Below are 24659 nucleotides of genomic sequence, written 5' to 3'. Positions count from 1 at the left end.
GTCACGCTCACGCTGGTCTCCTCCTCGACTGGCCGTCCGCGGGACCTCATGTGTGTCCGGTCGGCTCCTGTCGACACCGAACCATCCGAAAGCCAAGGCCACACGTCGGCCGCGGGCAGATTGCGCCGGTCGGCCGAACACGGCCGGGCCTCGACTCGGGCTCCGCACCAATCGGCAGGGCAACCCGTTCCGGGTGCGGGCCATGTGTGCGCGGCATAGGCTGACTGGCAGGAAGGTCAGGATCTCTGAGCGGTTTACCCGCCGGTCGCCTTGTATGCGATAACCAGTTCTCTCTGCGGCGACCCGACGAGCGCGGTGCGCCCCCTCACAGTTCGTCGAGGCGGGCAACAGCCAGTGTTTTCTCTTCGGCCGTATCACGCCTTGCCCACCGGAACGGTGCCGGCTTCCGGGCCCGCAGCTTGCAGTCCCTGTGGAGGTCGGGATGCGAATTGTCGTTGATCTTTCCCGATGCGAGGGGTATGCGCAGTGCGCCTTCCTGGCTCCGGAAGCGTTCCGGATGCACGGTGAGGAAGCACTGATGTACGACCCGAACCCCGACGACGCCCGGCGCGACCAGGTACTGCGCGCCGCGGCGGCCTGCCCGGTCCAGGCGATTCTGGTCGACCAGTTGGAGGGGCGGGGCGCACCGGCAGAGGCGTCGACACCATGACCAGCGCCGACAATCTGCAAGCGTTCAAGCGTGACGGCCGCATCGTGGTCGTCGGGGCGTCACTGGCGGGACTGCGGGCCGCGGAGGCGTTGCGCGACGAGGGTTTCACCGGGTCGCTGACCATGATCGGTGACGAGCTGGGCGAGCCCTACGACCGGCCTCCCCTGTCCAAGCAGGTACTGACCGGGTGGGTGCCGGCCGACGGGACCAAGCTGCCGCGACGTCGTGAGATAGGTGCGGAGTGGCTGCTGGGCGTGCCCGCCAGCGGGCTGGACCTGGCGACCAACCACGTGCGACTGGCCGACGGCCGTGAGGTGCCCTTCGACCGAGTTCTGATCTCCACCGGTGTCCGGGCCCGGCCCTGGTTCGTCGAGAGCGAGGCAGCCCTGGACGGGGTGTTCGTCGTGCGGACCCGCGAGCATGCCGAGGGCCTGCAGCGAGCCCTCGCCGCCGGACCCTCCCGGGTGCTGGTCATCGGCGCGGGATTCACCGGCTCCGAGATCGCGTCCATCTGCCGAGAGCGGGACATCCCGGTGACCGTCGCCGAACTCGCGCCGGCTCCGCTGGTGGGGGCGCTCGGCGCCATGATCGGTGAGGTCGCGGCGGACCTACAGCGCGCCCATGGTGTGGACCTGCGCTGCGGCGTCAAGGTGACCCGGCTGGAGGGCGACGCGCAGGGGCGGCTTCGCCGCGCCCACTTCGACGACGGCAGCACGCTCGACGCCGACGTGGCGGTGGTGGCGCTCGGAGGCATCCGCAACACCGAGTGGCTGCAAGGCTCCGGACTGGCGGCCGGCGTCTGGGGTATCGCCTGTGACACCGGCTGCCGCGCGATGGACCTTAACGGCCTGATCACCGACGACATCTTCGTCGCCGGGGACGTGGCGCGCTGCCCGAACCCGGTCTACGAGTACCGGCTCATCTCGCTGGAGCACTGGGCCAACGCGGTGGAGCAGGCCGAGGTCGCGGCGCACAACATGGTCAGCGGCCAGGCGGACCGCTGGCCCCACCTGTCCATCCCGCGGTTCTGGTCGATCCAGTTCGGCGTCAACATCAAGTCCGTCGGCGTACCGACCTTCGCCGACGAGGTGGTCGTCACCCAGGGATCGGTGCCCGATCACCGCTTCGTCGCCGCGTACGGCTACCGGGGCCGCGTCACCGCGGCGGTGAGCTTCAACAACGCCAAGTGGCTTGACCACTACCGCACGCTGATCGAGACGGCCGCGCCTTTCCCGCCGCCCTGCCCCGCGCCCGACCAGCCCGTCGACATGAAGCCGGTGCCCGTGGACTTCCCCGGCCCCACCCTGCTCGCCCAGGGCGCCACCGTGGTCGTCACCGGCCACGACCCGAGCGAGCGACGCGTCACGGCCGTACACCAGCACCACCGGTAGGAGGGAAAAGGAGATGACCACGACCGAGACGCCTGGCATGCTGCGCCGGATCCTCGACTACTCCTCCCGGGCCGACCCGTACCCGCTGTACGCCGAACTGCGCAGGACGCCGGTGGCCCGGCAGGAGGACGGCAGCTACGTCATCAGCACCTATCGCGAAATCACGGACCTCCTGCACAACCCGCACCTGAGCTCCGACGCCCGCAATCTCGCGCACCCGATGGCGGGAGCCGGGGAGCAGACCACGCCCGCGTTCATCAACCTCGACCCGCCCGAGCACGACCGCCTGCGGCGCATGGCGATGCGCCATTTCGGTCCCCCGCACACCCCGGGGCTGGTGACGGGCATGGAACCGGCCCTGACCACCACCGTCAGCGGCCTGATCGACGACTTCGCCGGCAAGGAGCAGATCGACATCGTCGACGACTTCGCCTACCCGTTCCCCGTCGCCGTGATCTGCCACCTGCTCGGCGTGCCACGCGAGGACGAACCGAGGTTCCACCTGTGGGTGAACGACCTCATCAACTCGATCGACTACGACCCCAAGACCGATCCGAAGGAAAAGCTGGACAAGGGCGTGCAGGCCCGCAAGGACCTGCGGGAGTACCTCGGCGGGCTGCTGGAGCAACGCCACGATGGGCAGGGTGACGACCTGTTGTCCCGGCTGGCCAACGACGACGGGCCCGACGGGCGGATGACCGACGAAGAGATCGTCGCCACCGCGAACCTGCTGCTGGTCGCCGGCCATGAGACCACCGTCAACCTCATCACCAACGGCATGCTGACGCTGCTGCGCAACCCGCCGGTGCTGCAGCGCCTGCGCGACGAACCCGACCTCGTCGTACCACTGGTCGAAGAGCTGCTGCGTTACGAACCCCCCGTGCACATCATCCCCTGGCGGGCGGCCTACAGCGATATCACCGTCGACGACACCGTCATTCCCAAGGGTTCGCAGATCATGCTCATGCTGGCCTCGGGCAGCCGTGATCCTCAGCGCTTCCACGAGCCCGACCGCTTCGACCCCGATCGCCGGGACAACCAGCACCTCGGCTTCGGCAGCGGCATCCACCTGTGCTTCGGCGGCCCGCTGGCCCGGCGGGAGACCCAGATCGCGCTGACCGAGCTGGTACGCCGCCTCGACCGGCCCAGGCTGGTCGCCGACCCGCCGCCGTACCGGCGCAGTCCCGTTCTCCGTGGTCCGATCCATCTGCACATCGAGCAAGGCGGCGCATAGCGCGACAGCCGAGGACGCTCAGGCGGCGAGGATGCTGATGCCGTCGCCCAGGAGCTTGAGGCCGAATACGAAGAACAGGACGGCCAGGCCAGCGACATTGTGCTGCGCAGCCCAGTCTCGCCAGTTGCCGAGGATGCTCTTGGCGCGTTCACCCATGACCAGGTAGACGACGAGTGGTGCAAGCACCCCCAGGGAAGCGATGACCACGAAGATCGCGAGAGTTCCGATCTGCTGGGGGAACGGGGAGCCCGGAAGAGCTGATCGAGGCGCCCGCAGCGATGGTCAGGGGCGCGTTCTTGAGATTGCCCGCCGAGAACAGCAGCGCCAGACCGAGGATCTTGATGGGCGTGAAGCGGTCGATCGCCGCCATCCACTTCGGGAGCTGCGCCTGGGTGGCGTCCTTGGGGCGGCGCTGCCCCTGACGAGCACCGAAGACGGCAAGGAGTGCGCCCAGAGCGAGTTTGAGGGCTCCGACCCAGGTGGCCGGGTGCGTGTGAGTCGAGGCTCCGCCCGTGCCGCCCACGGCAGCGTGTCCCACCGCGCCTCCAAGAGACAGACGTTCGGGAGCGGACTGCCCCGTGTCAGCAGTTCGAAGCTGACGTCCCGACCCTGATAGGGGCACAGCACTCTGCGTCATCGTGGGCTTCTCCGGCTCTGCAGCCACTCGCCGCGCTGGTGTGTCGTATGCCGGAGTTCGGCTGAACTCGTCGTCGCCCAGCTCGGGGTGCTCATGGTGGGCGGCGCCTACCCGCCCGTGGACACCCGGGCCCCCGGGGGAACGCCGCCGCCTCCTGCTCGACCAGGCCGGCGCCACGGTCCGGCTCACCGCCGCCGACGTCGCCGCCGCCCGGACCGCCGGCGCGGACGGGCCGCTGCCGGCCGCCGACCCCGAACGGGCGGCGTACGTCCGGCATTTCCCCGAACGACCCGAGCACGTCATCCATGAAAGTGAGTCTGGCGCCGGCACCGGCTGCGCTCCGCGCGCTTCGAGCCCCGGCCGACAACAAGCAGGCCCGCTGAGGCCGGGAGCGAGTCGGTCGCCGAGCCGCGCAGCCACAGCGTCGGCCTTCGCAGCGTCGGCATCCCCCGCCCGGTCCTTGAGGACGTGGAAATCTGCGGCAGCCGCATCCGCGCCGGTGGCTACGTGGACAGCGAGGGCATGAAGAAGTACTTGGCGCCCTTCATGGTCACGGCCTGCACCATTGCAGGGGCTTCCTGGCCCTCCGCCTTGCCCCGCACGCGCGGCCAGGTCGCCGGGGAGCGATCGCTTTGCCCGATGACCTGGTCGAGACCGGGGGCCGACTCACCTTCACCGGGCTCTGGGAAGCCGGGGTTGTTGGCCCAGGTGAGCTACGTGAACTGGAACTGTTTGTTCAGATCGGAGCTGAATGCCATGAACAGCAGGCCGACGGTGGCGGCGTTCGGCTTCCGGTGGTTGCCCGAAGCCGCCGGAGCCGCGCGGGTTGGTCGTGCGGATGTGTGCCTGGTACGGACACTTGTCGGCGGCGCCGTCGCGCGCGTGGTTGAAGTTGTTCATCACCGGCCTGTGTGCCCCGGGCGTGGCCTGCAGAGTGAGCGGAGTGCCGTTTTTGAAGCGGCCGATGAGCATGGCACCGGCTCGCTCGCGGTCGTTGTTCTCGAGCTTCAGCGCATGGGCGAGGGCTTCCTCCGCCTGCCTGAACGCCAGGACGTTCTGCTCCAGTTTGCGCAGCACGAAGTAGTTGCCGAAGTCCGTCTCCAGGTCCTTGGTGAGGAACGGCGGCTGGCTGCGGCCGTCGGCATAGCCGAAGTGCTCGATCCCATCACCGTTCGCATGGTGCATGCCGTGGCCCGTATCCCTGCCGAGCACACGGACCGAGCCCGTCAACAGACCCCTCAATCTCCTGGCGCTTGCTGTCCCCCGGGCCGGCTTCGGGTCGCCGACCAGGACGACGGCGTGGATCGCGAGTGAAGGCGGGCTCCAGGAGCACCGTTCCTCTTCACCGCGAGCCGCGGCCAAACAGGTGGATATGACAGCAGTCGACACGGAATCCTGCCGGGCCACAGGAATTCCTTGCCGAGTGCCGCTTCGACGTATCGCAACCCGCGCCGACCGTACGGATGAACTCTGCCAGTGTGGTCTCGCACCTCCAGTGACGCACACCCGCCGTATTTCACAATGAGTCAGAATCCCCCCGTGACCGAGAAGGAGACCACTGTGTCCACGGTGCTCAACTATCGAAGCAATATGATCGTCGAACTGATGCGGGTGCCCGCCGAGGAACACGACGAGCTGTGGCTGAAAAACGCGCTGCAGCAGGCGGTCCTGCTGGAGCTGGCGACGCTTCCCCCTTACTTGTGCGGTCTCTGGTCGATCGAAGATCCGGACCGTGACGGCGACGTCGCCGAAACGATCAAGGAAATCGTCTTCGACGAGATGTCCCACATGGGCCTGGTCTGCAACATGCTCACCACCATCGGCGGCACCCCCCGGATCGCCGACGCGGCACTGGTGCCGAAATATCCCGGCCCACTGCCCGGCGGCGTACGGCCTGAGCTGTCCGTTTCCCTCACCGGCCTTTCCAGGGAGGCGGTCGACATGTACTCCCAGATCGAGAGGCCCGACGACCCTGTCGTCGAGGACGCGGAAGTCCACACGTCCATCGGGGCCTTCTATACGCAAATCCTCGAAGCGTTCCGGAACCAGCCGCAGCTCATCAAGGGAACCCAGCAGGTCACCAGGGACATGTCGTCCCACGGCCAGGGGAACGATGTCGTCGCACTCACATCGCTGGATGACGTAGAGGCTGCCATCACCGTCATCAAGGAACAGGGGGAAGGAACTGCAGCGTCGCCGGACAATCCCTTCCCGGGGCAGCCGGGGGAACTGGCCCACTTCTACTCCTTCCGGGAGATTTTCCACGGCCGAAAACTGGTCCTGGTGTCAAGCGACCCGCAGCAGTTCGACTTCCAGGGCGACGAGATTCCCATGCCACGGACCTCCCGCATGGGGACAGTCCCCAGCGGTGGCTGGGAGCAGGGAGGGGTTCCGGTCTCCAGTGAGGTGCGTGGACTCCTTGACACCTTCAATCAGCACTACAGTGCGATGCTTCGGTTCCTCGAAAATGCCTGGCAGGCTGATCCGTCAAGTACGCCAACACCGGCACAATTGCTGAACCAAGCCGTCAAGGAGATGCGCAAACTGGAGAATCCGGCGCGGCAGCTGATGCAGATCCCGCTGCCGGATGGCAGCGAGATGACCTTCGGTCCGGAATTCCGGTACGTCGAGGCCGGAGGGTGACAGATAAGATCGGAACGGCACACAATACGCACCCCTTCACGGCATCGTGACTGTCGCCGTAGTACGTCGCCGGCTCCGTTCCTGCCCCCGACCGGTTCATTGCTTCCTGTAGCTGGGCCGCCGTCACTTCACCTGTGAGCGCGACCGCCGCGCCGGCCTGCTCCAGGTGCCGCGCGTTGTGCGTCTGCTCGTTCCCCGCCGACGATGCCAGCGGCACGAAGATCGCCGGTTTGCCCAAGGCGGTCAGCTCCGCCAGCGTCCCCGCGCCGCTCGGCGACACCACCACAACGGTCGGCCCCTGCCGGTTGAAGCCCCACAGACCCAGCGTCTGGACTGCCCTGTCCGCCGGTCCGGTCAGCACCCCGGGACGCACCGAGTTCGCCGTCACCACAGCGAGGGCCCGCGCCGCCTGACGCAACAGCTCAAGCGTGGACTCCGGCGACACACAGATCCGCGCCGCCGACCCTACAAGCCTGCGGTTCGCCAGCCCCAGCCGCACCGTCTGCTCGTGCAGCTCCAACGCAGGGCGCTGCCGCCTCCTGGGCTCCTGGGGCAAGGGCGCGCATCCGCAGCGCTTGGTCCCGCTGAACGAAAAAGCGGCGGCGCCAGGCGACGCCTGTCTGTCTGGCTCTGGCACCCGGTCGGAAAGCTCCGGGTAAGAGAAGGTGATCGGGGCGGGCGCTGGCGCGGTCGCCGCCGCCCCCCGGTGCCGAGGTTTCGCCCGGTCAGGGATCGCAACGGGCGCAGCGTCTTGTACCGGTTCGCCAGCGCGGCCCGTATGACGGCTTCTGCGGGGTCCTCGTCCTGCGGCACCAGCGATCTGCCAAGGTCGACGCATCGGCTTCCGAGATGACCGTGGTGGGTTCCGTGGTGCTCGGCCGCTCATTTGCCTGCCTGGTGCACGGCGACGTGGATCAGGATGGCGAACGCGGCTATGGCGGTGCAGGTACGGGCATCGTTGAACATTTACCAGCGGCTCAGGATCTTCGCATGGTCAGCCGACGGCGCGGTGGCGGCCCACTGCTTGATGCGACCGTTGATCGGGACATTCCCGAACCGGGTGATCAGGAAGGACGTGACGGTCAGAAGCCCCGCCGTGGCCACGAGAGCCCGGGCCCGCCCGCGTGTCAGGGCGGCCAGGGCGAGGGTGCTGAGCCCCGAGACCGCCATTGCCCCCTGCATGGTGATCCCGTTCATCTTCATCAGCTCGGTGTGGAAGTCGAGCCTCATCTCGAGCGGCACGGCGTTGAAGGTGGGGACGAGGTTGGCGGCGCCGTAACCGAAGGCTCCGGCGAGCAGACCGGTGGAGAGCAGGGACAGGCTCAGGAGAAGGCGGCTGCGCATTCGGTTCATGCTTTCTTGGCGGGTTGGGTGAAGCGGTTGCTCGGTGCTCCTCGGAGCTTGCCCTCTGGAAGTCTGCGGCCGTAGGCCAGCAGCAGGAGGTCCTGGGCGGCGCCGAATACGGGCGCGCCTGAGCCGTAGGACCAGTCGAGGTCTTCGGCGCACAGCTGCACTCCGTCGAGGTCGGCGCCGAAGAACTTCAGGGTGCTGGGCCGGATGCCGTCGAGCAGGATGCGCAGCCGGTTCTCGGGGACGTGCCGGTCGAGGGCAAGGGCGACGGTGATGTCCAGCCCGTGGACGACGTCGTGGCCGAGTGCCGCGGTGAGCCCGCCGACCGGTGGTGTCCAGGGGTGGTGGGCGTTGTCCCGTAGGAAGCCGGCGAGTGCGGTGGTGGAATGGGCGGCCGCATCCCGGCGTGCGACCCTGTCGGCCATGCGGTGGAGGTTGCCGCGTGCCTTGGCCAGCTCGCCGAGCGTCGCGGGCAAGGAGAGCCGGAACCCCATCGACATGTGCGCTGCGACCTCGCGAACCCGCCATCCCGCACAGAGGCTCTGCCCGTCCCAGTGGTCGGCTCGGAGGCTGTCGAGCAGGTCCGCCAGTTCCTGGCGTTCCGCTGCGATCGCGGCCCTGACCTCGGTGTTCTTCCCCTTGCGGGCTGTCGGGTTCTTCATGCGGTCAAGCGTGCCGCCGCCCGCGATATATCTCAAATAGATGTTTTTGCTGGTAACTAGAATTGCTCGTTATGGAACTTCGTCAGCTGCGCTACTTCGTCTCGGTGGTCGAGGAGGGCGGTTTCACTCGCGCCGCCGCCCGGCTGCATCTGGCTCAGCCCGGCCTGAGCGCCCAGATCCGCCAGCTGGAGAAGGAGCTGGGGCAGCCCCTGCTCGACCGCTCAGGCCGGTCGGTGACGCTGACCGAGGTGGGCCGGGCGGTCCTGCCGTACGCCCGCGCCGCACTGGCGGCAGCGGAGTCGGTGCGGCAGACGGTCGATGCGTACACCGGACTGCTGCGCGGCCGGGTCAGGCTGGGGCTGGTCTCCGGCGCCACCAACCACGCCTTCGACATCGCCGCTTTACTCGCGGACTTCCACGACGCCCATCCCTCGGTGGAGGTGGCTCTCACCGAGGACGCCACGGATCGGATGCAGGCCGCTCTCCTCGCCGGCGAGCTCGATATCGCCGTCCTTGGAACGGCGGAGGAGGCGCCCCCGCCCGGATTGGCCTTTCAGACGGTGATCGATGTCCCGCTGGTTGCCGCTGTCGCGCCCGATGATCCGGTTCTCGATCGCCTCGACGGTACGAGTGTCCCGCTTGCCGATCTGCGGGATCGGCCGCTGATCTGCCTGCCGCGCGGCACCGGGGTGCGCGCGGCGCTCGAACACGGCTGCGCGCATTCAGGATTCCGGCCACGGATTGCCTTCGAGGCGGCGGCCCCACACGTACTCTCGCGCCTGGCCGCCCGGGGCCTGGGCATTGCCGTGCTACCTGCCGGTGAGGACGAGTCCCCCTTTGACGGACGGCTTCGCACCCTGCGGATCGTCCAGCCCGAGATGCGTGCCCGCATCGCGCTCGCCTGGCAGGCCAAAGATCCTTCGAGCCCCGCAGCCCGGGTTCTCCTCGAGCGCCTACGCGATGCCCTCCCCAAGCCGCCCGATTCCTAGAACGCCTCTGCCCTTGCTCATCGTCGTGCCCGGATGAGGATGGCGGCGCAGGGCAAGGGGAACGACCCGCGCTGGAAGGGCTTCGCCCGCCAGTACGGCTTCGACGTCCGCGAGCCGGTCCAGTGGGAGGTCGAAGCCCTGCCACCGGAGGAACTCCACCGCCTGGTCCTCGATGCCCTCGCCCCGTACGTCGACCCCCGCATCCTTGCGCAGCAGATCGCCCGCGAGGAAGAACAACGCCGCGCCCGGGCCGCGTTTGTGCGGCGCTGGGGCGCGGCGGAGGGGTGAACCCTGCGGCGGGGGAGGGGAGTTGTCAGCGGCCTGCCGGAGCGTTGTCGAAGAGGCTGGCTTTGGCGCACAGAGGACATCACTGCCTCTCAGCGCCAGTTGGTGAGGTAGTCGCCGACATTGACAGCCTGGTGCGCGAAGGCTGGGATGTGACGAGGTGCGGCGCTCATCACGGATCTACCGCTGGATGGGACGGGCCGGTGCATGGTGGCTCAACGGGGGTGTGATGGAGGAGTTGTTAGCCACTGATCCAACGGTGGTCGGCGGCCGGTATCGGCTGCTCGGGCGACTGGGCAGCGGTGGGATGGGCGTCGTATACCTCGGGCGATCGCCGGGCGGGCGGCTGGTGGCCGTGAAGTGTGTGCACCGGGAGCTCGCCGCCGACCCGGAGTTCCGCCGTCGCTTCGCCCACGAGCTGGAAGCCGTGAGGCAGGTCGGCGGGTTCCATACGGCACAGGTCGTCGACGCTGACCCGGAAGGTGACCCGCCGTGGCTGGTCACCGCCTACATTCCGGGATCGTCCCTGGCCGAGGCGGTCGCCACCCACGGCCCACTGCCGGAGCCGGCGTTACGGGTGCTCGGCGCAGGACTGGCCGAGGCGCTGGACGCCATCCATGCCGTCGGGCTGGTCCACCGAGACCTCAAGCCGGCGAACGTACTGCTCGCCGACGACGGGCCGCGCGTCATCGACTTCGGTATCGCCCGCGCGCTGGACGGGACGGCGATCACGCGCACGCAGGTCGTCATCGGCACGCCTGGCTATATGGCGCCGGAACAGATCGCGGGCGGCGCGATCAGCCCGGCCTGTGACGTGTTCAGCCTCGGCCACGTCCTCTGCCACGCTGCCGGGTGCGCGCCGTTCGGTCACGGCGAAGCGCAGGTGATGCTCTACCGGGTCATGCACACCGAGCCCGACCTGAGCGCCGTCCCGGAGCCCCTGCGGCCGACGATCGCCGCCTGCCTCGCACGGAGCCCCGCAGACCGGCCCACACCTGCTCAGTTGTTGGAGCGGTTCGCATCGCCCGCCCATGACGAACCCGCCAAGGCGTGGCTGCCTGCGCAGCTACGGACGGTGCCGGCGGGGGTTGCGGGGGATGTTCGGTCGGTTGATCCGGATCCGATCAGCCTTGCATCGCCGCCAGCCGGGCGCCCCGGCAACCGGACCCTGACCGCGATCACCGAGCCCCGGGATACTTCCGGCTCACAGGCGCCCGGGGGCCGGAAGCGTTGGCTTTACTGGCTCTTGGTGCCGCTCGCCCTCGCGCTCATCGCCGCTGCCATCTGCGTCCCCCTGTTCGTGCTGGACGGCGACGGCTCCCGGCCACCGAACTGCTTCCCGTCCAGCGCCAGCGGGGACGGCTCTCGGCACGAGGTGACCAGTGTTCCGATGGGGACGCCGCACCCGCCCGCACCCGTCGGGCCCGCCGACCGGACGACCATCGAGCTCGGCCAGTCGGTCACGCTCAGCTGGGACCACGCCGGCGCCGTGTCACAGGTCGCCGCCATGCTCGGCGACGCCCCCCGGTATTCCGCCTGGCTGACCACCACATCCTGCACTTTCACGCCCAACGCTGCCGGCGTCTACCACTGGGAGGTGAGCAGCGCGAACGCAGCCGAAGGGCAGGCGGGCAGCGCATGGTCGGAGGATCGGTACCTGTTCGTCAGGCCGAAGGGCTCCTCGACACCCAACCCGGTGCGCGACGCTCCGGACGTCCCCCGTCCGGTGGCCCCGGCGGACCAGACCGTGGTCAAGGCCGGCCGGCCGATCACCCTGAGATGGATGGCGAGCGGCGGCAATTCGTACGTCTCTGTGCTGCTGCCCGGCGGGAAGTGGCAGACCATGGCCTGGCAGAAAACGTCGACATACACATACACCCCGCCCTCGCCCGGGATCTACGTCTGGACGGTGCACACTGCGGACAACGTCGCCTGCGTCGTCGGCACCTGCATCAGCGGGGGGAGTGCGCAGCGGTACCTGATCGTGGAATGAGGTTCGCACTCGCAGGTCGCCGTCCCCGGAAGCCCCCTCAAGACCTGGGCGTTGTGCGAGACACAAGGCGTGCGACCCGAAACCGATCAAACAGACTTCCGAGCACATCTTCGCGATCCCGCGACTGCTCCGAGACGACTCCACAGACGCGGTGATCACCGACCTTCCGTGTCCCGTCCACGAGGCCAGGGGCTCCGCGGCGACTTCCGCCGCCCAGACGGCGACCTGGTCAACCAGGCTCCCGTCGGCATGCCGTGGACAGAACCAACACCGCACTACGCGACGCTCACCAGCGCGCCCTCACCGCCCTGATCAACAGCGGCGAGTACCGCAGGATTCTCACCGACTGGGGCCTCGAAGACGGTGCTGTCACCACAGCCCGTATCCTCCACAGCTGGCCTCGTCACCCTCACCCGCGGTGCCCGATCAGGGTAAATAATGCGACAGACGTCGGTCGGGGCGGTCGGTGGAAGTGCCACCGCATGGCGATCAAGGGAATTCTGTGCGACGTACGGACCGGTATCCCGTGGCGTGACTTGCCGTCACGGTCGGGAAGCGACAGATCGTGTGCCCCGTCAGCCGCTGGGCGGCGGACAGGACAGGGGAGGAGCTTCTGCGTGTTGTCCAGCGTGACGCGACGCCGAGGCTTGAGTGAGCCGAGGCCGCCCACACAACGGGGGCCTCGGCTCACTGGCTTTGTTCACGAGATTGGACAGCAGATGTTGACCACTTCGGGAGGTGCGAGAGTCTGGTGCTGTTCGATTGCCCGCGGCTAGAAGAGGTCGGCCGAGGTGCCCTGCGTGAGGTTCTCGAGAATCGTGCGCAGCCACGGGCTGCGAACGGCTGGTAGCCGGACCAAGGTGTGCTGAAACGTTCCCCAGTCGGCCTGGAACAGGGAGTTGGGGAGCAGCGGGAGCGGGTCGTCGCGAAGTACGTCTTGGGGTATGCGGCCCGACGCGGGAACCGGCAAGTACGGCTGGGGCGAGACCAGCCACAGCCACACCCCCAGCGGCAGAGGCACCAGGTATGCCGACGCAGCCGGGCCGGCAGGGGCCCAGGTCCGACCCGTCTGGGGATGGACCGGCACGAGCAGAATGTCGACGCCCGCGTCGGGGGAGGGCAGTCCCGGTCCCGCCAGGACGGCGCGCCGCTTTGGGGGACCTGCGGGCAGCAGGGCGCCGAGCGGGCGTTGGAACATGTCGGCGGTCAGACCGCCCGGGACCCTCAGCGGCTGCCCTTGGGAGGCCGCAAGCAGGTGGGCGAGGGCATGGCCGGCAGCCGCCTCCCACCGCGGACTCCACGACCAGCGGTGGTTCGACTCCAACTGTCCCCACCTGGCGATCGGCTCGAGCAGGGGCGTTTTCTCCTCCTCCTCTGCCAGCTCCGCCCAGGAGAGGGGCGCAGCGTGGGCACCGTCGATGGGGACACGGTGCACGGCGTCCGAGCTGAGTCGCACCGCCTGCCAGAGCGAGCAGTCGTCGACCCTGGTCGCCACGGGGAGGTCACATGCCTCGCATGCCATGTTGGGCCCGTCGGCTCCGTCGAGACCACAGCAGGCACCGCCGCGCTTCTCAGGAATCAGCCGGGTTCCACGGATGTCACCGGGCGCGATGACACTCGCCCCGGGCGTGCCGTCGGACAGGGAGCAGACCGGCGCGTAGATGCCGCGTGCCTCCGCCTCGCCCGGATCGATCTCGTCCCACATCCGCCACGGTCCTCCCCAGGGGTCCGGGTCCACGGCAAACGTCCCTGACTGCATCAGCACCGGAAGCTGGATCCCGTTCCCGTACACCTGACGGGCATGGACTGGCAGTGCGACCTGGGACAGCGGGGTGGTCAACTCGGCACCGCAACCCGCACACACGAAAACGAACAAATGTCCTCCGCCTGGGAAACAGACGCATCTTCGCAGCTCACCGGCACCCAGCCAGCATGTTTTCTCATCCGCTGCGGGATCGGCGCGGAGCATCAACGCAGGGCGGGCACGGGCCGGCCGCCACCTCTGACGGCGGCAAGCGACTCACTCAGTGGTCGGATTCCTGGTGTGTTGTGGCGCCTCCCGAAGTGGTGAACATCTGCTGCCCATGCTCGAGAACGAAGCCAGCTCACCCTCGGACCGGGTCGACGGTGGCTGTCTGCTCTTGTGTGCTGGACACGGCCGGGATTCGGCGGCGCATGGGGAGAAGGAAGGCAGTCCGGTGGAAGACCGGGGCGTCGCCGATCCCTGGGAACGGCAGAGCGGGGAATCGGCCCAGGCGTTCGAGGCGTTCGCCGCGTGTCGCGATCTCGGCCCGACGCGGGTTGTCACGAAGGTCACCCGCAGAGCATCCGGCGGAGCGCCGGGGCCGGCCCGGCGGGCGGCAGCGTGATCGCCCCGACCACGAGGCCGACCACGCCTCCTGCCGGGCCGCGCCCGGCCCCGACCTCGGCTGGGTCGGCACGGGTGGCTTCATCGCCCGCACCGCAGGATCCCGGCACGGAACCTGAGTGACGACCCCCACCGGCAGGCCGCCACTCACACTGCTGCGGCGCCTCAGTCGCGATCCGCCCTCGACAACCCCACCGGAATGGAGACGATGCCTGGCTCGATCCGGCGGCCGATCGATCGGATGCCGCACGCGCGTGCATCCGAGTTCAGGCGGCCATGAGCCCACTTGGGGCGCCGAATACATCGTCGAACGCCGAGGCGCGCGTGGCGGGGACGAGGAAGTACGGCGTCCCGGATCCGGCTGTGGTTCGACGGGGGCCTTCCTCCCCGAGGCTGAGGGCGTCGTGTGGGGTAAGGAGGTCGAGGTTGTCGAAGACGTAGTAGAGGGGGAGCTGGGTCCAGGCGACGAGCTGTAGGTGGGCGGTGACGGCGGCCCGTTCGACGGCGTGACGCCGGCTGGTCCGACTTGTCATGCGGCTCTTACAGTCGATCAGGACGACCTGGCGGCCCTGTGCGGCGATGAGGTCGGGTGTCCAGCGCAGCGAGCTGGTGGTGTGGTGCAGGGCGAGCCGTACGGGCTCGCCCATGACTCCCTGCCCCCAGGGGCTGACATGCCAGCCGCGGTGGTTGAGTTCCTGGGTGACGCGCTGTTCGTGGGCGTCACCGATCGCCTTCCTTCTCTGAAAGCTCGGCATACGGGGGAGTGTGACGCATGCGGGGCTCGGCGAAACGGCAATCGTCCTCGGGCCCGCATGCTTCAGCCACCGCCGGCCATCGTCCGCGGTTGTCTGTGGGTGTCCGGCAGTGTCCGGGTGAGTCTCATGGTGTCTCGTTGTGTCCCCCGGTGACTTGCTCGAAGTCGGCCGAATGCAGGCGCATCGTCCCGCAGTTGTCGGAGCCTCGTGTTCAGGACCGTTTCTGTGGCTTGTCGGCAGGCTGCGGTACTGCTGTGCTGCCCCCGCAAGGCCTTCGCAGCCCGAGGCTCGGGAAGCCAGGCTGTCGCTGCTCGGATGGGGCCTGCGTCTGCGACTTGAACAGCACGGGGCGGCCGGGTCAGTAGCGGGCCGTACAGGCCGGCGGCTGGCACCAGTGGGGGCGGGCAGGCCGGCTTCGCGGGCTCGTTCGGTGGTCGCCTCCGCCGTAGGCGAGCCAGCCCACCTCCGCCCGCCTGGGCCAGCCCCTGAGGATGCGGCGCAGGCGGGTGAACGAGGCGCTGTTCTCCGCGATCAGCATCCAATCGGCGCGGGCGCGAGCTCGTACATCGCAAGGGGGGCGAGGGAGGGGTACGCCCGCAGGTGGTCGGTGATGCTCAGCAGGCCCGCGGTGACGAGGCGGTGGATGGAGATGCGGGCGAGGCGTTTCTCGTCGCCGTACAGCGCGTAGGAGCGTTCGGGGATCGGTACGGGTTCGGCGTCGGGATGGTCGCGGAGGTGGTCCTTGATGGGGGAGAGGAGGCCGAGGTCGGCCCGGCTCAGCGGCAGATGTGCGGCGAAGGCGAGGGGGTTCGACCCAGGTCCGGGGGCCCGGCCCTTGGGTGCGGGCCCGACGGACGGTGAGCCGTTCCACCCACAGGGGGAGCGGGGGTTCGGAGGCGTGGTCCCAGCCCCGGCCGCCGACGGCAGGAAGCCGGAGGACGCCCTCGCCGGCGAGCTCTTCTGCGGCGCCGGCGAGGATCCGGCGCTGCAGCGGAGAGGTGGACAGGCTGGAGTCGCCCGCGTCGGCAGCCTGCGCCAGCAGATCGAAGCCGACTCGGCTGCGGTCTGGTCGGCGAGGAAGACGGTCATGTGCTCGGCCGGCGTCACTCGTCGCCCTCCGCGTTGCCGGTTTCGGTCTCACCGCTCTGGCGCGGGATGCCCGGGCCGGTGCTGAACAAGTCGACTCGGTGGGCTACGCCTTCTACCTGCGTTCGATGGCCGGTTCCACGACGAGCGATCCCGGCGCACACCGCGGTGGCCGTGAGAGGGCCGAAAGCCGGGCACGGTCCGGGCCGCTACGCGGCGGGCTCCTGGCGCAGGTCCAGGAAGCAGCGCAGCCGCACGCCCGGCTGGCCGGGCTCCCGGGTCGTGCGGTCCGCGACCGCACACCGCCCGGCGAGCAGTGCCTGGACCGAGCTGGGGCTACTCGAGGAGGCCGAGCGCGGTATCCGGCCGGCAGTGCGGACAGGCCGGTACCTGGCGCCGGAGCGCGTCGGGTATGGACGATTTCGAGGTGGACGAGGTGGTCCAGCGGGCGCTGGACCGGCTGACTTTGCGGGCGGAGACCACCACCGCCATGACCAGCACGCTCGATTCCTACGCTGCGGTTCGACGGGTGTGCCGCATCCTGACGCCCCAGCTGGCCGACTGGTGCGCGGTCGACCTGCTCGACGAGGACGGCCACCCCCGCCGGGTCAGCGTGTCCACCGCGATCCCGGCATCCTGCTGGTCGGCGGCCTGACCGGGGTGCTGCCCGATGTCCCGGAAGATCCGGTCGGCCGAAACTCCTCGCCGGCATGGCCGCCGACCACGCCGACGACATCGCCCTCCTCGTCGCCCGCGCGCCCGCCCCGTCCCAGCAATTCAAGTGACCCTGTAACCCGGAGAAGGTCGTCGTTCCTCTTGCAAGCCGCGGTCCTGCCAAACGAGCCAGCCGGAATCCGTCCCCCCTGGGCGGCCCGGACACGCTCAGGGCCTGGGCACAGGCCCGTCGCCGGCGGACACGATCCTGGTCGAACATCAGGATCTTCCCCATCCGGCGCGATCGGAAGACGGCTGCGTCGAGCATGCCCGCCCCCCCTTCCCGGTGAGGAAGGAGGGGTCGTAGGTCTCTTCGTCTTCGGGGCTAGTCGTCCTCGATGGGGCGCAGGGCGCCGGGGTCGCCGAACACGATCATGGTGTCGCCGGCCTGCACGGCGGTCTCGGGATCGGGGTTGGGTTCCAGGGCGCCGTCGGCGCGGCGGATCAGCAGGGGCAGCGCTCCGCCGCAAGCCTGTCGCAGGGGCCGGCCCACGAGGCGGGAGCCGGCATCGAAGCGGATCTCCTCGATCCGGACGTCGGAGCTGCCGGCCCGGGTGAACTCCAGGAAGTCCACCACGTGCGGGCGGACCGCCAGCAGAGCCATCCGCCGGCCGCTGGTGATGTAGGGAGAGACCACGCTGCTCGCGCCGGCGTGGGTGAGGCGTTCGGCCGACGCCGCCTCCGAGGCGCGCGAGACGATGGCGAGCGAGGGGTTGAGGGAGTGGGCGATCAGGGTGATGTAGACGTTCTCGGCGTCCGAGTCGACCGCGCAGACCAGGCCGCGGGCGTGCGTGATGCCCGCGCGGCGCAGCACCTCCTCGGAGGCGGCGTTGCCGATCAGGTAGGGCGCGCGCTCACGCTGCAGCTGCTCTTCCAGGGCGGCCTTGCTCTCGATGACGACGAAGGGGACACCCTCGGCCTCGAACTCGCGGGCCACGGCCTGGCCGACCCGCCCGTAGGCGCAGACGATGAAATGGTCGCGCAGCGTGTCGATGCGGTGCTGCATGCGCCGCCTCCTTCCCGCGGGCCCGAACCGCCCCTCCACCAGTGCTGTCCCGATCAGCCCCAGGGCCGCGACGAAGACCGCGACCCCCACCACCGCCAGCGCGGCGGTGAAGAGCTTGCCCGCCTCGGTGAGCCGGTCGGCGCCGGAGAATCCTTCCGTGGTCAGCGTCATCACCGTCACGTAGACGGCGTCGGGCAGCGAGAACCCGAGCAGCGCATACCCGCCGACGCCAGCTACGAGCAGCACCAGGAGGGCGAACGCCGCCAGGAGCACCCGCCGGCCCCTGCGTGTCGGCCACACAGCACCTCCTGACCCTTCACCTTTGTCTTCAGTGTCCTCGCCGGGCATCGGGGAGCAACACGGAAGCGGTGCGGCGCCGTGGGGGTGGTGGGGGTGGGCGGGGTACGCCGGATGCGCGGTGGACGTACGCCGGGTGGACGCGAAGGGGGCGAAGGGGGCCTGTTCAGTGCAGGATGCTGACGGCCCGCGCGATCACGAGGAGCGAGGTCAGGAGCGCGGAGATGCTCTGGATGGCCATCAGGATCTTGGCGCGGGTCGACAGCGGCATGGTGTCGGTCGGGCTGAAGGCGGTGGAGTTGGTGGTGGACACGTACAGGTAGTCCATGAGGGTGGGGACCCAGTCCGAGGTGGCACTCGCGCCGTCGGCGACTTCCTGGACGGCGTCGTCGTTCTCATCCTGGGAGAAACGGAAGTCCGCCAGGGGCAGGGCGGAGCGGGGCGCCTGGGTGCGGCTGACCGGACCGCCCCGATCCAGCTCCCAGTAGGCCAGCCCAAAGACGATGATGTTCGTGAGCCAGACCTGTAGCGCGGCCACCAGCAGGGACCGGCCGTCCTTCACCCCGGCGTACACCAGTTCGTGGATCAGGATGGCCAGCGCCACGAGGTTGCTGACCGCGATGACGCCGACGAGCGTCAGCGACAGCACGCGGAACGTCTTCGTCTGCCGGGTCAGCCGTTTGGGGTTGATGGCGATGAGCGGGATGAGCAGCAGGCATTCCAGGGCGGGCAGGACGTAGCGGGGAGCGATCAGCAGCCGCTGCGGCAGCACCAGGTACAGGGCGATCGCGGCGAGGGTCGCGACCACCGCCGGAAGCCGTGCCTCTCCCCTGCGCTCATGCCTCGGATGCCGGACACTGGCTTCCGCCCGCGTATGTGCCATCCCACCCGGCCTTCCGGTCGTTGCCGCAACGGACCGTGCCAACGGCGCCTCGCACACCTTCTGCCGTGCCGGGCGCCGCGCACTCCCAGCATGTACCCCGAAGCACGCGGGCCGTGCCTGCGGGGGAAGGACACCGCCCGGCCGGGTGTCTGTCGGCCGCGCGAGCCGACTTTCGCTGCCCGGGGGTGCGTCTGCTCGCCGAACGGCTTCACCTGGGCGGCGCGCTGGGTGGTCTGATCCTGCTGGCGATCGCGACGAACCTGCCCGAGATCGCGATCACGGTGCGCCTTGCGGCCAGCCTGCAGCTGGTCCTGGAGGGGGCCATGGTGGTCGTTGTCCTGGCCGTGGTCGTGATGGGCACCCAGCTCTCGGCGAACCTGCACGCCGCCCGGCCGGCCCCCGCTTCGGTGGCGATCGCGATCCTGTGGGTGGTCGGTCTCGTCCTGCTGAACCGGGCCGGGAAGGGTCTGCCGTGGCGGGAGGGAGGCGACGCATCCGACAGCCAGCCCGAGCCACGCGGCCAGTCCAAGGGCAGGAAGGAGAAGGCCGCCAGCGACAAGGGCGTGAGCACCACGTGCCGGGCTGGTGTTCGGCGTCTCCGCGCTGGCCACGCTGGTGGCCGGTGTCGTGATCGAGCGAAGCGGCGAGGAGTTCTGCACCCGGCAGGGACTGAGCGGTGTGCTGTTCGGCGCGACGGTGCTGGCGGCGGCCACCTCGCTGCCCGAGGTCAGCACCGGCCTGACCTCCACCAAGCTGGGCGACCACCAGCTCGCCCTCAGCGACATCTTCGGCGGCAACGCCTCCCTGCCCGTCCTGTTCCTGCTTGCCACCGTCATCTCCGGCAAGCCGGTCCTGCCGGCCGCGCACGACACCGACATCCACCTCACCGGTCTCGGGATCATCCTCACGATCGTCCACATGGGCTGGGCTGATCTTTCGCCCACGCCGTCAGTAGCCGTGAGGGAGCCCGAGACCGTGGTCATCGTCGCCTGCCTGCTGCTGCCGGTTGTGGCGGTACTGCTGTACGGCATGGACCGTGTCGAGGACTGGCTGTCACGCACCCCGCGGCCACCCCGCCACTCCCGTACCCGGCACTTGCGTCTCATCGAGGGCGGCAGGCAAGGCTCTCTGACGCATCCGCAGACCAGCTGGCGGCGGCCCGCCGCCTGACCGCGGGCCCGCACGCGGAACGTCCCGCTCGTGTCACCGCCACATGCGCAGTGCCCGCTGCGGCAGGCGCCTGACCAGCCAGGCGCTGACGAGGCCGATGGCGGCGCCGGCGGCGACGTCACTGGGGTAGTGAGCACCGGACTGCACCCGCTCCACGGTCACCAGGGCGGCCGGCACCGCGCAGACCGTCGCGGCCAGCGGCCAGGAGGGGGCGATCGCTGCGGTGAAGGCCACAGCTGCCGCGGTGTGCCCGGAGGGGAACGACGAGGAATCCGGCCGGTCCTCGACCTCGTCGTGAGGGATCCATTCCTTGGGTGGCCGCGGCCTGTCACTCACCTGCTTGCACACACCATTGGACACCAACTCCGCCAAGGTGAGAGCCGCCAGACCAGCTACCGCAGCCTTACGGCCCTTCCACCCGCCGGCCCAGACCATCACCGCCGCGGCACCGCACCACAACTTGGTGCTCTCCGCCGTTTCCTCCACCGCCGACAGCGTGCGGTGAAGCGCCGGTTCCCGCCAGGAAGCCATGCGCTTGGTCAGACGGCGGTCCCTCTCGTGCACTGCGGCCAGCAACCTCATGACCTGCTGGTATCCCGTGCTCACCAGATCACGCGTCCGCCGCGGTGGGGCTCCCGCAGTGGACTATCACGCAGATCCCTTACAGGCGCTCCCGCCGCATCTGGGGTATGGACATCTTCTCGTCCGCGCCCCCATGCCTGCGCCTGATCGACGGTCGAGGACCGGCCGTCGGTCAGATGGTGAGAGCGTGGCGGAGTGTTGCGCGGCAGTCGATGACGGCGTCGACGCCGACGATGCTGATGGTGCGCATCACGGACTCGCCGGGTGCGGCCAGACGCAGCCAGCCGCCGGCCTCGCTGAGGGCCCGGTGGGTGGCGATGAAGATGTTGATGCCGCTGGAGTCCAGGAAGGTGACCTGGCGCATGTCCACCACGATGCGCGGGCGGGGAGTGCTGGAGGCGTCCAGGGCCTGGCGGAGCGTGTCGCCGGTGTGGTGGTCGATCTCTCCGGCCAGGGTCAGCACGCGGATGCCGTCGGTGGCGGTGGTCACGACCGACAGCCGGCCGGCCTGCCCAGCGTGTTCCGTGCCCGTCATCTCTGCCTCAGCCATGCCGTGATCCTGGCACACTCAGACCCTCACGCACAGTGCCGCCCGGCATGGTAGGAGCGGTGCCGGTGTGTGGCCCATCCGACAGAAAGGGCATGGCGTGATCCGCGACTGCGCGGGTACGCGCAGGAAGATTTTGTGAACGGGGGAGCGAATGGCGGTTGTGATGGAATCAGACCCGGCGCCGGCAGGCGGCGCGGCACCAGACAAGCCGGTCATCCAGACCAGCGTGGCCCTGGTCGGAGACGGCACGGACATCGCCCACGCCCGCCACCTGGCCGCCGGCTTCCTCACCCGGGTTCAGGCCGAGCACGGCCTGCCCGTCTCGCAGCGTGCCATGGACCTCACCCAGCTCGTGGTCAGCGAACTGGTCACCAACGCCCGCAAGTACGCCCCTGGCCCAGTGCTGCTGGACCTGCAGATCACCGGTGACATGATCGAGGTCGTCGTGTGGGACTCCGACCCGGTGCTGCCGGTCGCCCGCGCTGCAGACGCCGGCCGGGTCGGCCAACACGGCCTGGAGATCGTCATGGCCGTCGCCCAGGGCTTCGAAGCGCAGCGCGAACCGGTCGGCAAACGCATCACCGCCCGCCTCGCCCTGGCCGACGACCCGGGCGGCGCCATCTCCGGACGCCAGCCCTTGTAAAGCGAAGGTCGTCGGTTCGAATCCGACAGGGGGGCTCTGGCAAACCAGCTCTGACCTGGGGTTACTCTCTGGCGGGGCGCTTTATTCGGCCTCGGACTCCGCGTCCGGGGCCGATTGCGTGAGCGGCGCGTGAGCGGATGCGCCGCCACGGCCCGGCTGGGCGGCGGATTCCTCGGCATCCGCCGGCGTCTCGTCGGTGCCGGATTTCCCGCCGTCAGCCGCCTCGCGCTCGGCTTCGGGCTTCTCGGCATCACTCGCCCGGCGGGCGCGCGGTACGAGCCGCGCTGTGGCCTCGGCGATCGCCAGGTCTGCCTCGGGCAACAGGCTCGTGTACGTGTCGACCGTGATGGCGATCGAGGAGTGGCCGAGCATCTCCTGGATGTCCTTCAGTCGGCCCCGGCCGCGTGGGCCAGCGTCCCCGCGCCGTGGCGCCTCGGCGCCGACCGGTCCGGCCCGCCGGGGCGCGAAGCCGCCCGTCTTCCCCGTCGCCGCGATCGACGATCCGGCATTGCCGGAGATCCTTGCCGAACCGGCAGCGGCTCGGGCGGACGAGATGGATGCCGACACCGTCAACCGGGAGCTGCCCATCGCGCGCAGGACGATCGGCTGGTGGCAGCGGAGAGGCTGGATCACCTTGCTCAACTGGTTGTGTGTCGAGCGGGTGCCGCCTGTGTTGTTGGTGCTTGCGCCGGGAGGGAGGCGGTCGTGTCGTCTCCTTCCCGGTGGGCCGGGCGCCGGGGCAGCCGCGATGCGGGCAGCAGGCCGAGAGCGGCGAGTGCGGCCAGGATCAGCAGAGTGGAGCTCATGGTTGAAGCAGTTGAGCCGGTTGCGCTGGCCGCGACGGCGATGCCGAAGGTCGGCCCGATGTTCATGGCGGTCTGCTTGAGCCCGCTGACGACTCCGGCGTACCCGGGCGGCGCGTCACCGACGACGGTCCCGGTGGCGGTGACCATCACGGTGGCGAACCCGGCACCGATGGCGGCAAAGACTGCAGCCATGGCCATCCATGTGCTGGCCGGACCGAGCCGGGACAGCCCCGCGATGCCGACCACGACGAGGACCGTACCGGCGATCGCGGTGCGGCGCGCACCGTAGCGGCGCAGTGCCGCGACCGCGGCGGGTGAGCCGAGGACCATGAGCACGGTCAGCGGGAGCACGCGCAGACCGCTGGCGAGGGGGTCGAGGCGAAGTACGTCCTGGAGGTAGAACGTGGCCCTGAACAGCGCGCCGAACACGCCGGCGGTGGTGACCAGCAGGATCGCCATCGACGCCGTCACCGGTACGGACCGCGCTACGGCTGGTGGAACGATCGGGTGCGTGGTGCTGCGTTCGTGCCAGGTGAGCACCGTTGCGACGCCGATGACGGCGAGGAGTTCGAGCAGCGTCGGCGCGGCGGTCCAGCCCCGCGCGGGTACATCGGACAAGGCGTGGACCAGGGTTGCGAGCGCGACCGCCAGCAGGCTCGCGCTGGTGAGGTTGAGCCGTGACGAGTTGGCCCGTTGAGGTGCCGGCGTCCGTACGGCGAGGGCGAGGACGGCGATGCCGAAAGTGAGGGGCACGTTGACCCAGAAGACGGCGCGCCATCCCAGATGAGCCACGAGAACACCGCCCAGGAGCGGCCCGGACCCTGCCGCCACTGCGATCGCACTGGTGCGGATGGCGATCGGCGTGTCGAGCTGGTCCGCGGGATACGCCAGCCGTAGCAGCGCGAGCGTCGCAGGTTGGAGGAACGCGGCGAACCCGCCCTGCACCGCGCGCAGGACGATCACCCAGTCGACGGCCGGCGCAAGCGCGATCCCGGCCGAGGCAGCCCCGAAACCGAGGACGCCGACGATCAGCAGGCGCGGGTGACCGTACCGATCCCCGAGGCGCCCGGCGATCACGAGTAGCGCGGCCACGGCGACCAGATAGCCGGTGCTCGTCCACTGGATCTGCGCCACGCTCGCGCCGAGATCACGCTGCATGCCGGGCTGCGCCATGAGCAGGATGGTTCCGTCCAGTGCGACGATCATCGCGCCGACCACGCTGACCAGAAGTGCAATCTGCCGCTGTGCGGGGGCGGTCATGAGGTTGCCGGGCCGAGATGGGCGTCCAGCACTGCCGCGATGAGCCGGTCGCGTTGGTTGTCGCCGGGGTCACCGTCCAGCGGTGGGCCGCCGAGGGCGAGTTGCAGGCTGCCCCAGGCCCACAGCTGGGCCACGCCGTGCAGGTTCGACCACAGGGCGGCGGCGGTCACCGCAGGCGGCGGTCCGGCCTCGTTCGGCCCGTCGGCGTTTCGCGCGGCTTCCCTCTCCGACAGGCATCGGGTGACGAGTCCGGTGAAGTGCCGGAACAGCGGGAGGGTCGACTCGCGCAGCCTCGGTTGGTCCGATGCCTGTGCCGCGCCGTCGAACAGGTCGTGCCGCCACATGAGTTCGAACATGCCGCGGTGTTCCAGCGCGTACCTGACGTATGCCCGTGCGAGGGCCTCCAGCTGGCCGCGCGGTGTGGTCGTGCCCGCGACCGCGGCCTCGATCATGGCTGCGAGGTCCTCGAAGCCGCGACGGCCGATAGCCGAGAGCAGCGCGTGGTGCGTGGGGAAGTACCGGCGTGGCGCCCCGTGCGACACCCCCGCTCGCCGGGCTATTTCCCGCAGGCCCACGGACGCGGAGCCCTCGGTCAATACAAGGTCGACCCCGACATCGATCAACCGCTCCCGAAGGGAGCTTTCATCAGTCATAGACAGTGTCTACCATGCAACGTAGACACTGT

The 24659-nt window shown here is 69.4% G+C and carries 27 protein-coding genes and 2 pseudogenes; 11 read left to right on the top strand and 18 right to left on the bottom strand.

Features of this window, described 5'->3' with window-relative positions; all coding sequences use genetic code 11:
• Positions 1 to 442: 442 nt before the first annotated feature.
• From ACWCV9_RS33625 to ACWCV9_RS33615, 3 genes are read left to right on the top strand one after another with little or no spacing between them, the layout of a single operon-like run.
• Positions 443 to 670, top strand: coding sequence for a ferredoxin (locus tag ACWCV9_RS33625; protein ID WP_450792296.1), 228 nt, complete (start codon positions 443 to 445; stop codon positions 668 to 670).
• A complete protein-coding gene (locus ACWCV9_RS33620) occupies positions 667 to 2061 on the top strand; it encodes an NAD(P)/FAD-dependent oxidoreductase (RefSeq protein WP_450792295.1) in 1395 nt (464 codons plus the stop codon). The genes ACWCV9_RS33625 and ACWCV9_RS33620 overlap by 4 nt, the downstream gene beginning before the upstream one ends.
• A 13-nt stretch (positions 2062 to 2074) precedes the next feature.
• Positions 2075 to 3295 (top strand): cytochrome P450, encoded by a 1221-nt coding sequence (locus ACWCV9_RS33615; RefSeq protein WP_450792294.1) that lies wholly within the window; start codon positions 2075 to 2077, stop codon positions 3293 to 3295.
• 18 nt (positions 3296 to 3313) lie between these two features.
• Here ACWCV9_RS33615 and ACWCV9_RS33610 read toward each other — a convergent pair whose 3' ends face one another.
• The 3 genes from ACWCV9_RS33610 to ACWCV9_RS33600 form a co-directional block, all read right to left on the bottom strand.
• A complete protein-coding gene (locus ACWCV9_RS33610) occupies positions 3314 to 3502 on the bottom strand; it encodes a GAP family protein (RefSeq protein ID WP_450792292.1) in 189 nt (62 codons plus the stop codon).
• Positions 3444 to 3932, bottom strand: a complete 489-nt coding sequence (locus tag ACWCV9_RS33605; protein WP_450792291.1) for a GAP family protein — start codon at positions 3930 to 3932, stop codon at positions 3444 to 3446. Before ACWCV9_RS33605 ends, ACWCV9_RS33610 begins: the two co-directional genes overlap by 59 nt.
• A gap of 672 nt (positions 3933 to 4604) precedes the next feature.
• Positions 4605 to 5117: a hypothetical protein gene (locus ACWCV9_RS33600; protein ID WP_450792289.1), complete on the bottom strand. Its 513-nt coding sequence runs from the start codon at positions 5115 to 5117 to the stop codon at positions 4605 to 4607.
• A 354-nt stretch (positions 5118 to 5471) separates the two neighbouring features.
• Between ACWCV9_RS33600 and ACWCV9_RS33595 the strand changes: the two genes are divergently transcribed.
• Positions 5472 to 6575: a ferritin-like domain-containing protein gene (locus ACWCV9_RS33595; protein WP_450792287.1), complete on the top strand. Its 1104-nt coding sequence runs from the start codon at positions 5472 to 5474 to the stop codon at positions 6573 to 6575.
• Positions 6576 to 6672: 97 nt separating this feature from the next.
• On the opposite strand, the pseudogene ACWCV9_RS33590 reads toward ACWCV9_RS33595, so the two are convergent.
• The 3 genes and pseudogenes from ACWCV9_RS33590 to ACWCV9_RS33580 all read right to left on the bottom strand — a co-directional run.
• Positions 6673 to 7107: pseudogene (locus tag ACWCV9_RS33590) on the bottom strand (glycosyltransferase); the annotation flags it as partial.
• A 434-nt stretch (positions 7108 to 7541) separates the two neighbouring features.
• Positions 7542 to 7919, bottom strand: a complete 378-nt coding sequence (locus tag ACWCV9_RS33585; protein WP_450792286.1) for an anthrone oxygenase family protein — start codon at positions 7917 to 7919, stop codon at positions 7542 to 7544.
• A gap of 5 nt (positions 7920 to 7924) precedes the next feature.
• Entirely contained in the window at positions 7925 to 8587 is a 663-nt protein-coding gene (locus tag ACWCV9_RS33580) for a maleylpyruvate isomerase family mycothiol-dependent enzyme (RefSeq protein ID WP_450792284.1), read from the bottom strand.
• 71 nt (positions 8588 to 8658) lie between these two features.
• Here ACWCV9_RS33580 and ACWCV9_RS33575 point away from each other — a divergent pair, with 71 nt between their 5' ends.
• The 4 genes and pseudogenes from ACWCV9_RS33575 to ACWCV9_RS33560 form a co-directional block, all read left to right on the top strand.
• Positions 8659 to 9576, top strand: a complete 918-nt coding sequence (locus tag ACWCV9_RS33575) for a LysR family transcriptional regulator (RefSeq protein ID WP_450792282.1) — start codon at positions 8659 to 8661, stop codon at positions 9574 to 9576.
• A 33-nt stretch (positions 9577 to 9609) separates the two neighbouring features.
• Positions 9610 to 9864 carry a hypothetical protein gene (locus ACWCV9_RS33570; protein ID WP_450792281.1) on the top strand — a complete coding sequence of 85 codons (255 nt, stop codon included), beginning with the start codon at positions 9610 to 9612 and terminating at the stop codon, positions 9862 to 9864.
• Between the two features lie 226 nt (positions 9865 to 10090).
• Positions 10091 to 11854: a protein kinase domain-containing protein gene (locus ACWCV9_RS33565; protein ID WP_450792279.1), complete on the top strand. Its 1764-nt coding sequence runs from the start codon at positions 10091 to 10093 to the stop codon at positions 11852 to 11854.
• Positions 11855 to 12306: 452 nt separating this feature from the next.
• Positions 12307 to 12491: pseudogene (locus tag ACWCV9_RS33560) on the top strand (transposase); the annotation flags it as partial.
• A gap of 135 nt (positions 12492 to 12626) precedes the next feature.
• Here ACWCV9_RS33560 and ACWCV9_RS33555 read toward each other — a convergent pair.
• The 5 genes from ACWCV9_RS33555 to ACWCV9_RS33535 form a co-directional block, all read right to left on the bottom strand.
• On the bottom strand, positions 12627 to 13730 hold the full coding sequence (locus tag ACWCV9_RS33555; RefSeq protein WP_450792278.1) for a hypothetical protein: 1104 nt from the start codon (positions 13728 to 13730) through the stop codon (positions 12627 to 12629).
• 758 nt (positions 13731 to 14488) lie between these two features.
• Positions 14489 to 14977 (bottom strand): hypothetical protein, encoded by a 489-nt coding sequence (locus tag ACWCV9_RS33550; RefSeq protein ID WP_450792276.1) that lies wholly within the window; start codon positions 14975 to 14977, stop codon positions 14489 to 14491.
• Between the two features lie 531 nt (positions 14978 to 15508).
• On the bottom strand, positions 15509 to 16084 hold the full coding sequence (locus ACWCV9_RS33545) for a hypothetical protein (protein ID WP_450792274.1): 576 nt from the start codon (positions 16082 to 16084) through the stop codon (positions 15509 to 15511).
• Positions 16085 to 16272: 188 nt separating this feature from the next.
• A complete protein-coding gene (locus ACWCV9_RS33540; protein WP_450792346.1) occupies positions 16273 to 16380 on the bottom strand; it encodes a DUF6207 family protein in 108 nt (35 codons plus the stop codon).
• Positions 16381 to 16399: 19 nt separating this feature from the next.
• Entirely contained in the window at positions 16400 to 16546 is a 147-nt protein-coding gene (locus ACWCV9_RS33535) for a DUF6233 domain-containing protein (protein ID WP_450792344.1), read from the bottom strand.
• Between ACWCV9_RS33535 and ACWCV9_RS33530 the strand changes: the two genes are divergently transcribed.
• Positions 16476 to 16718, top strand: a complete 243-nt coding sequence (locus ACWCV9_RS33530; protein ID WP_450792351.1) for a hypothetical protein — start codon at positions 16476 to 16478, stop codon at positions 16716 to 16718. The two genes, ACWCV9_RS33535 and ACWCV9_RS33530, sit on opposite strands and share 71 nt — an antisense overlap.
• A gap of 384 nt (positions 16719 to 17102) precedes the next feature.
• On the opposite strand, the gene ACWCV9_RS33525 is transcribed toward ACWCV9_RS33530, so the two are convergent.
• Both ACWCV9_RS33525 and ACWCV9_RS33520 read right to left on the bottom strand, forming a co-directional pair.
• Positions 17103 to 18083: a potassium channel family protein gene (locus tag ACWCV9_RS33525; RefSeq protein WP_450792273.1), complete on the bottom strand. Its 981-nt coding sequence runs from the start codon at positions 18081 to 18083 to the stop codon at positions 17103 to 17105.
• 163 nt (positions 18084 to 18246) lie between these two features.
• A complete protein-coding gene (locus ACWCV9_RS33520; RefSeq protein ID WP_450792271.1) occupies positions 18247 to 18888 on the bottom strand; it encodes a hypothetical protein in 642 nt (213 codons plus the stop codon).
• A gap of 660 nt (positions 18889 to 19548) precedes the next feature.
• On the opposite strand from ACWCV9_RS33520, the gene ACWCV9_RS33515 reads away from it, so the two are divergent.
• Positions 19549 to 20133, top strand: a complete 585-nt coding sequence (locus ACWCV9_RS33515; RefSeq protein WP_450792269.1) for a hypothetical protein — start codon at positions 19549 to 19551, stop codon at positions 20131 to 20133.
• A gap of 33 nt (positions 20134 to 20166) precedes the next feature.
• Here the strand turns inward: ACWCV9_RS33515 and ACWCV9_RS33510 are convergent, their stop codons facing one another.
• Together ACWCV9_RS33510 and ACWCV9_RS33505 are read right to left on the bottom strand one after the other, a co-directional pair.
• Complete coding sequence (locus tag ACWCV9_RS33510; protein WP_450792268.1) at positions 20167 to 20715, bottom strand: phosphatase PAP2 family protein; 549 nt, start codon at positions 20713 to 20715, stop codon at positions 20167 to 20169.
• Between the two features lie 172 nt (positions 20716 to 20887).
• Positions 20888 to 21265: an STAS domain-containing protein gene (locus tag ACWCV9_RS33505; protein ID WP_450792267.1), complete on the bottom strand. Its 378-nt coding sequence runs from the start codon at positions 21263 to 21265 to the stop codon at positions 20888 to 20890.
• A gap of 163 nt (positions 21266 to 21428) precedes the next feature.
• Between ACWCV9_RS33505 and ACWCV9_RS33500 the strand changes: the two genes are divergently transcribed.
• Positions 21429 to 21908: an ATP-binding protein gene (locus ACWCV9_RS33500; RefSeq protein ID WP_450792265.1), complete on the top strand. Its 480-nt coding sequence runs from the start codon at positions 21429 to 21431 to the stop codon at positions 21906 to 21908.
• Between the two features lie 81 nt (positions 21909 to 21989).
• On the opposite strand, the gene ACWCV9_RS33495 is transcribed toward ACWCV9_RS33500, so the two are convergent.
• From ACWCV9_RS33495 to ACWCV9_RS33485, 3 genes are read right to left on the bottom strand one after another with little or no spacing between them, the layout of a single operon-like run.
• Positions 21990 to 22550, bottom strand: a complete 561-nt coding sequence (locus tag ACWCV9_RS33495; RefSeq protein ID WP_450792263.1) for a hypothetical protein — start codon at positions 22548 to 22550, stop codon at positions 21990 to 21992.
• Complete coding sequence (locus tag ACWCV9_RS33490) at positions 22547 to 23974, bottom strand: MFS transporter (RefSeq protein WP_450792261.1); 1428 nt, start codon at positions 23972 to 23974, stop codon at positions 22547 to 22549. The genes ACWCV9_RS33495 and ACWCV9_RS33490 overlap by 4 nt, the downstream gene beginning before the upstream one ends.
• Positions 23971 to 24627 (bottom strand): TetR/AcrR family transcriptional regulator, encoded by a 657-nt coding sequence (locus ACWCV9_RS33485; RefSeq protein ID WP_450792259.1) that lies wholly within the window; start codon positions 24625 to 24627, stop codon positions 23971 to 23973. Before ACWCV9_RS33485 ends, ACWCV9_RS33490 begins: the two co-directional genes overlap by 4 nt.
• Positions 24628 to 24659 lie beyond the last annotated feature (32 nt).

The organism is Streptomyces sp. NPDC001606, assembly GCF_053596835.1.
Note: the sequence above shows the minus strand (reverse complement) of the source record. Positions and strands in the feature narration are given on the sequence as shown.

Bases quoted from the DNA above. Each gene is read 5' to 3' on its own strand.
- ACWCV9_RS33625 (WP_450792296.1), top strand. From the start codon at position 443: ATGCGAATTGTCGTTGATCTTTCCCGATGCGAGGGGTATGCGCAGTGC.
- ACWCV9_RS33620 (WP_450792295.1), top strand. From the start codon at position 667: ATGACCAGCGCCGACAATCTGCAAGCGTTCAAGCGTGACGGCCGCATC.
- ACWCV9_RS33615 (WP_450792294.1), top strand. From the start codon at position 2,075: ATGACCACGACCGAGACGCCTGGCATGCTGCGCCGGATCCTCGACTAC.
- ACWCV9_RS33605 (WP_450792291.1), bottom strand. From the start codon at position 3,932: ATGACGCAGAGTGCTGTGCCCCTATCAGGGTCGGGACGTCAGCTTCGA.
- ACWCV9_RS33600 (WP_450792289.1), bottom strand. From the start codon at position 5,117: ATGCACCATGCGAACGGTGATGGGATCGAGCACTTCGGCTATGCCGAC.
- ACWCV9_RS33585 (WP_450792286.1), bottom strand. From the start codon at position 7,919: ATGCGCAGCCGCCTTCTCCTGAGCCTGTCCCTGCTCTCCACCGGTCTG.
- ACWCV9_RS33580 (WP_450792284.1), bottom strand. From the start codon at position 8,587: ATGAAGAACCCGACAGCCCGCAAGGGGAAGAACACCGAGGTCAGGGCC.
- ACWCV9_RS33575 (WP_450792282.1), top strand. From the start codon at position 8,659: ATGGAACTTCGTCAGCTGCGCTACTTCGTCTCGGTGGTCGAGGAGGGC.
- ACWCV9_RS33570 (WP_450792281.1), top strand. From the start codon at position 9,610: ATGAGGATGGCGGCGCAGGGCAAGGGGAACGACCCGCGCTGGAAGGGC.
- ACWCV9_RS33565 (WP_450792279.1), top strand. From the start codon at position 10,091: ATGGAGGAGTTGTTAGCCACTGATCCAACGGTGGTCGGCGGCCGGTAT.
- ACWCV9_RS33550 (WP_450792276.1), bottom strand. From the start codon at position 14,977: ATGCCGAGCTTTCAGAGAAGGAAGGCGATCGGTGACGCCCACGAACAG.
- ACWCV9_RS33530 (WP_450792351.1), top strand. From the start codon at position 16,476: ATGGACGATTTCGAGGTGGACGAGGTGGTCCAGCGGGCGCTGGACCGG.
- ACWCV9_RS33510 (WP_450792268.1), bottom strand. From the start codon at position 20,715: ATGAGGTTGCTGGCCGCAGTGCACGAGAGGGACCGCCGTCTGACCAAG.
- ACWCV9_RS33505 (WP_450792267.1), bottom strand. From the start codon at position 21,265: ATGGCTGAGGCAGAGATGACGGGCACGGAACACGCTGGGCAGGCCGGC.
- ACWCV9_RS33500 (WP_450792265.1), top strand. From the start codon at position 21,429: ATGGAATCAGACCCGGCGCCGGCAGGCGGCGCGGCACCAGACAAGCCG.
- ACWCV9_RS33490 (WP_450792261.1), bottom strand. From the start codon at position 23,974: ATGACCGCCCCCGCACAGCGGCAGATTGCACTTCTGGTCAGCGTGGTC.
- ACWCV9_RS33485 (WP_450792259.1), bottom strand. From the start codon at position 24,627: ATGACTGATGAAAGCTCCCTTCGGGAGCGGTTGATCGATGTCGGGGTC.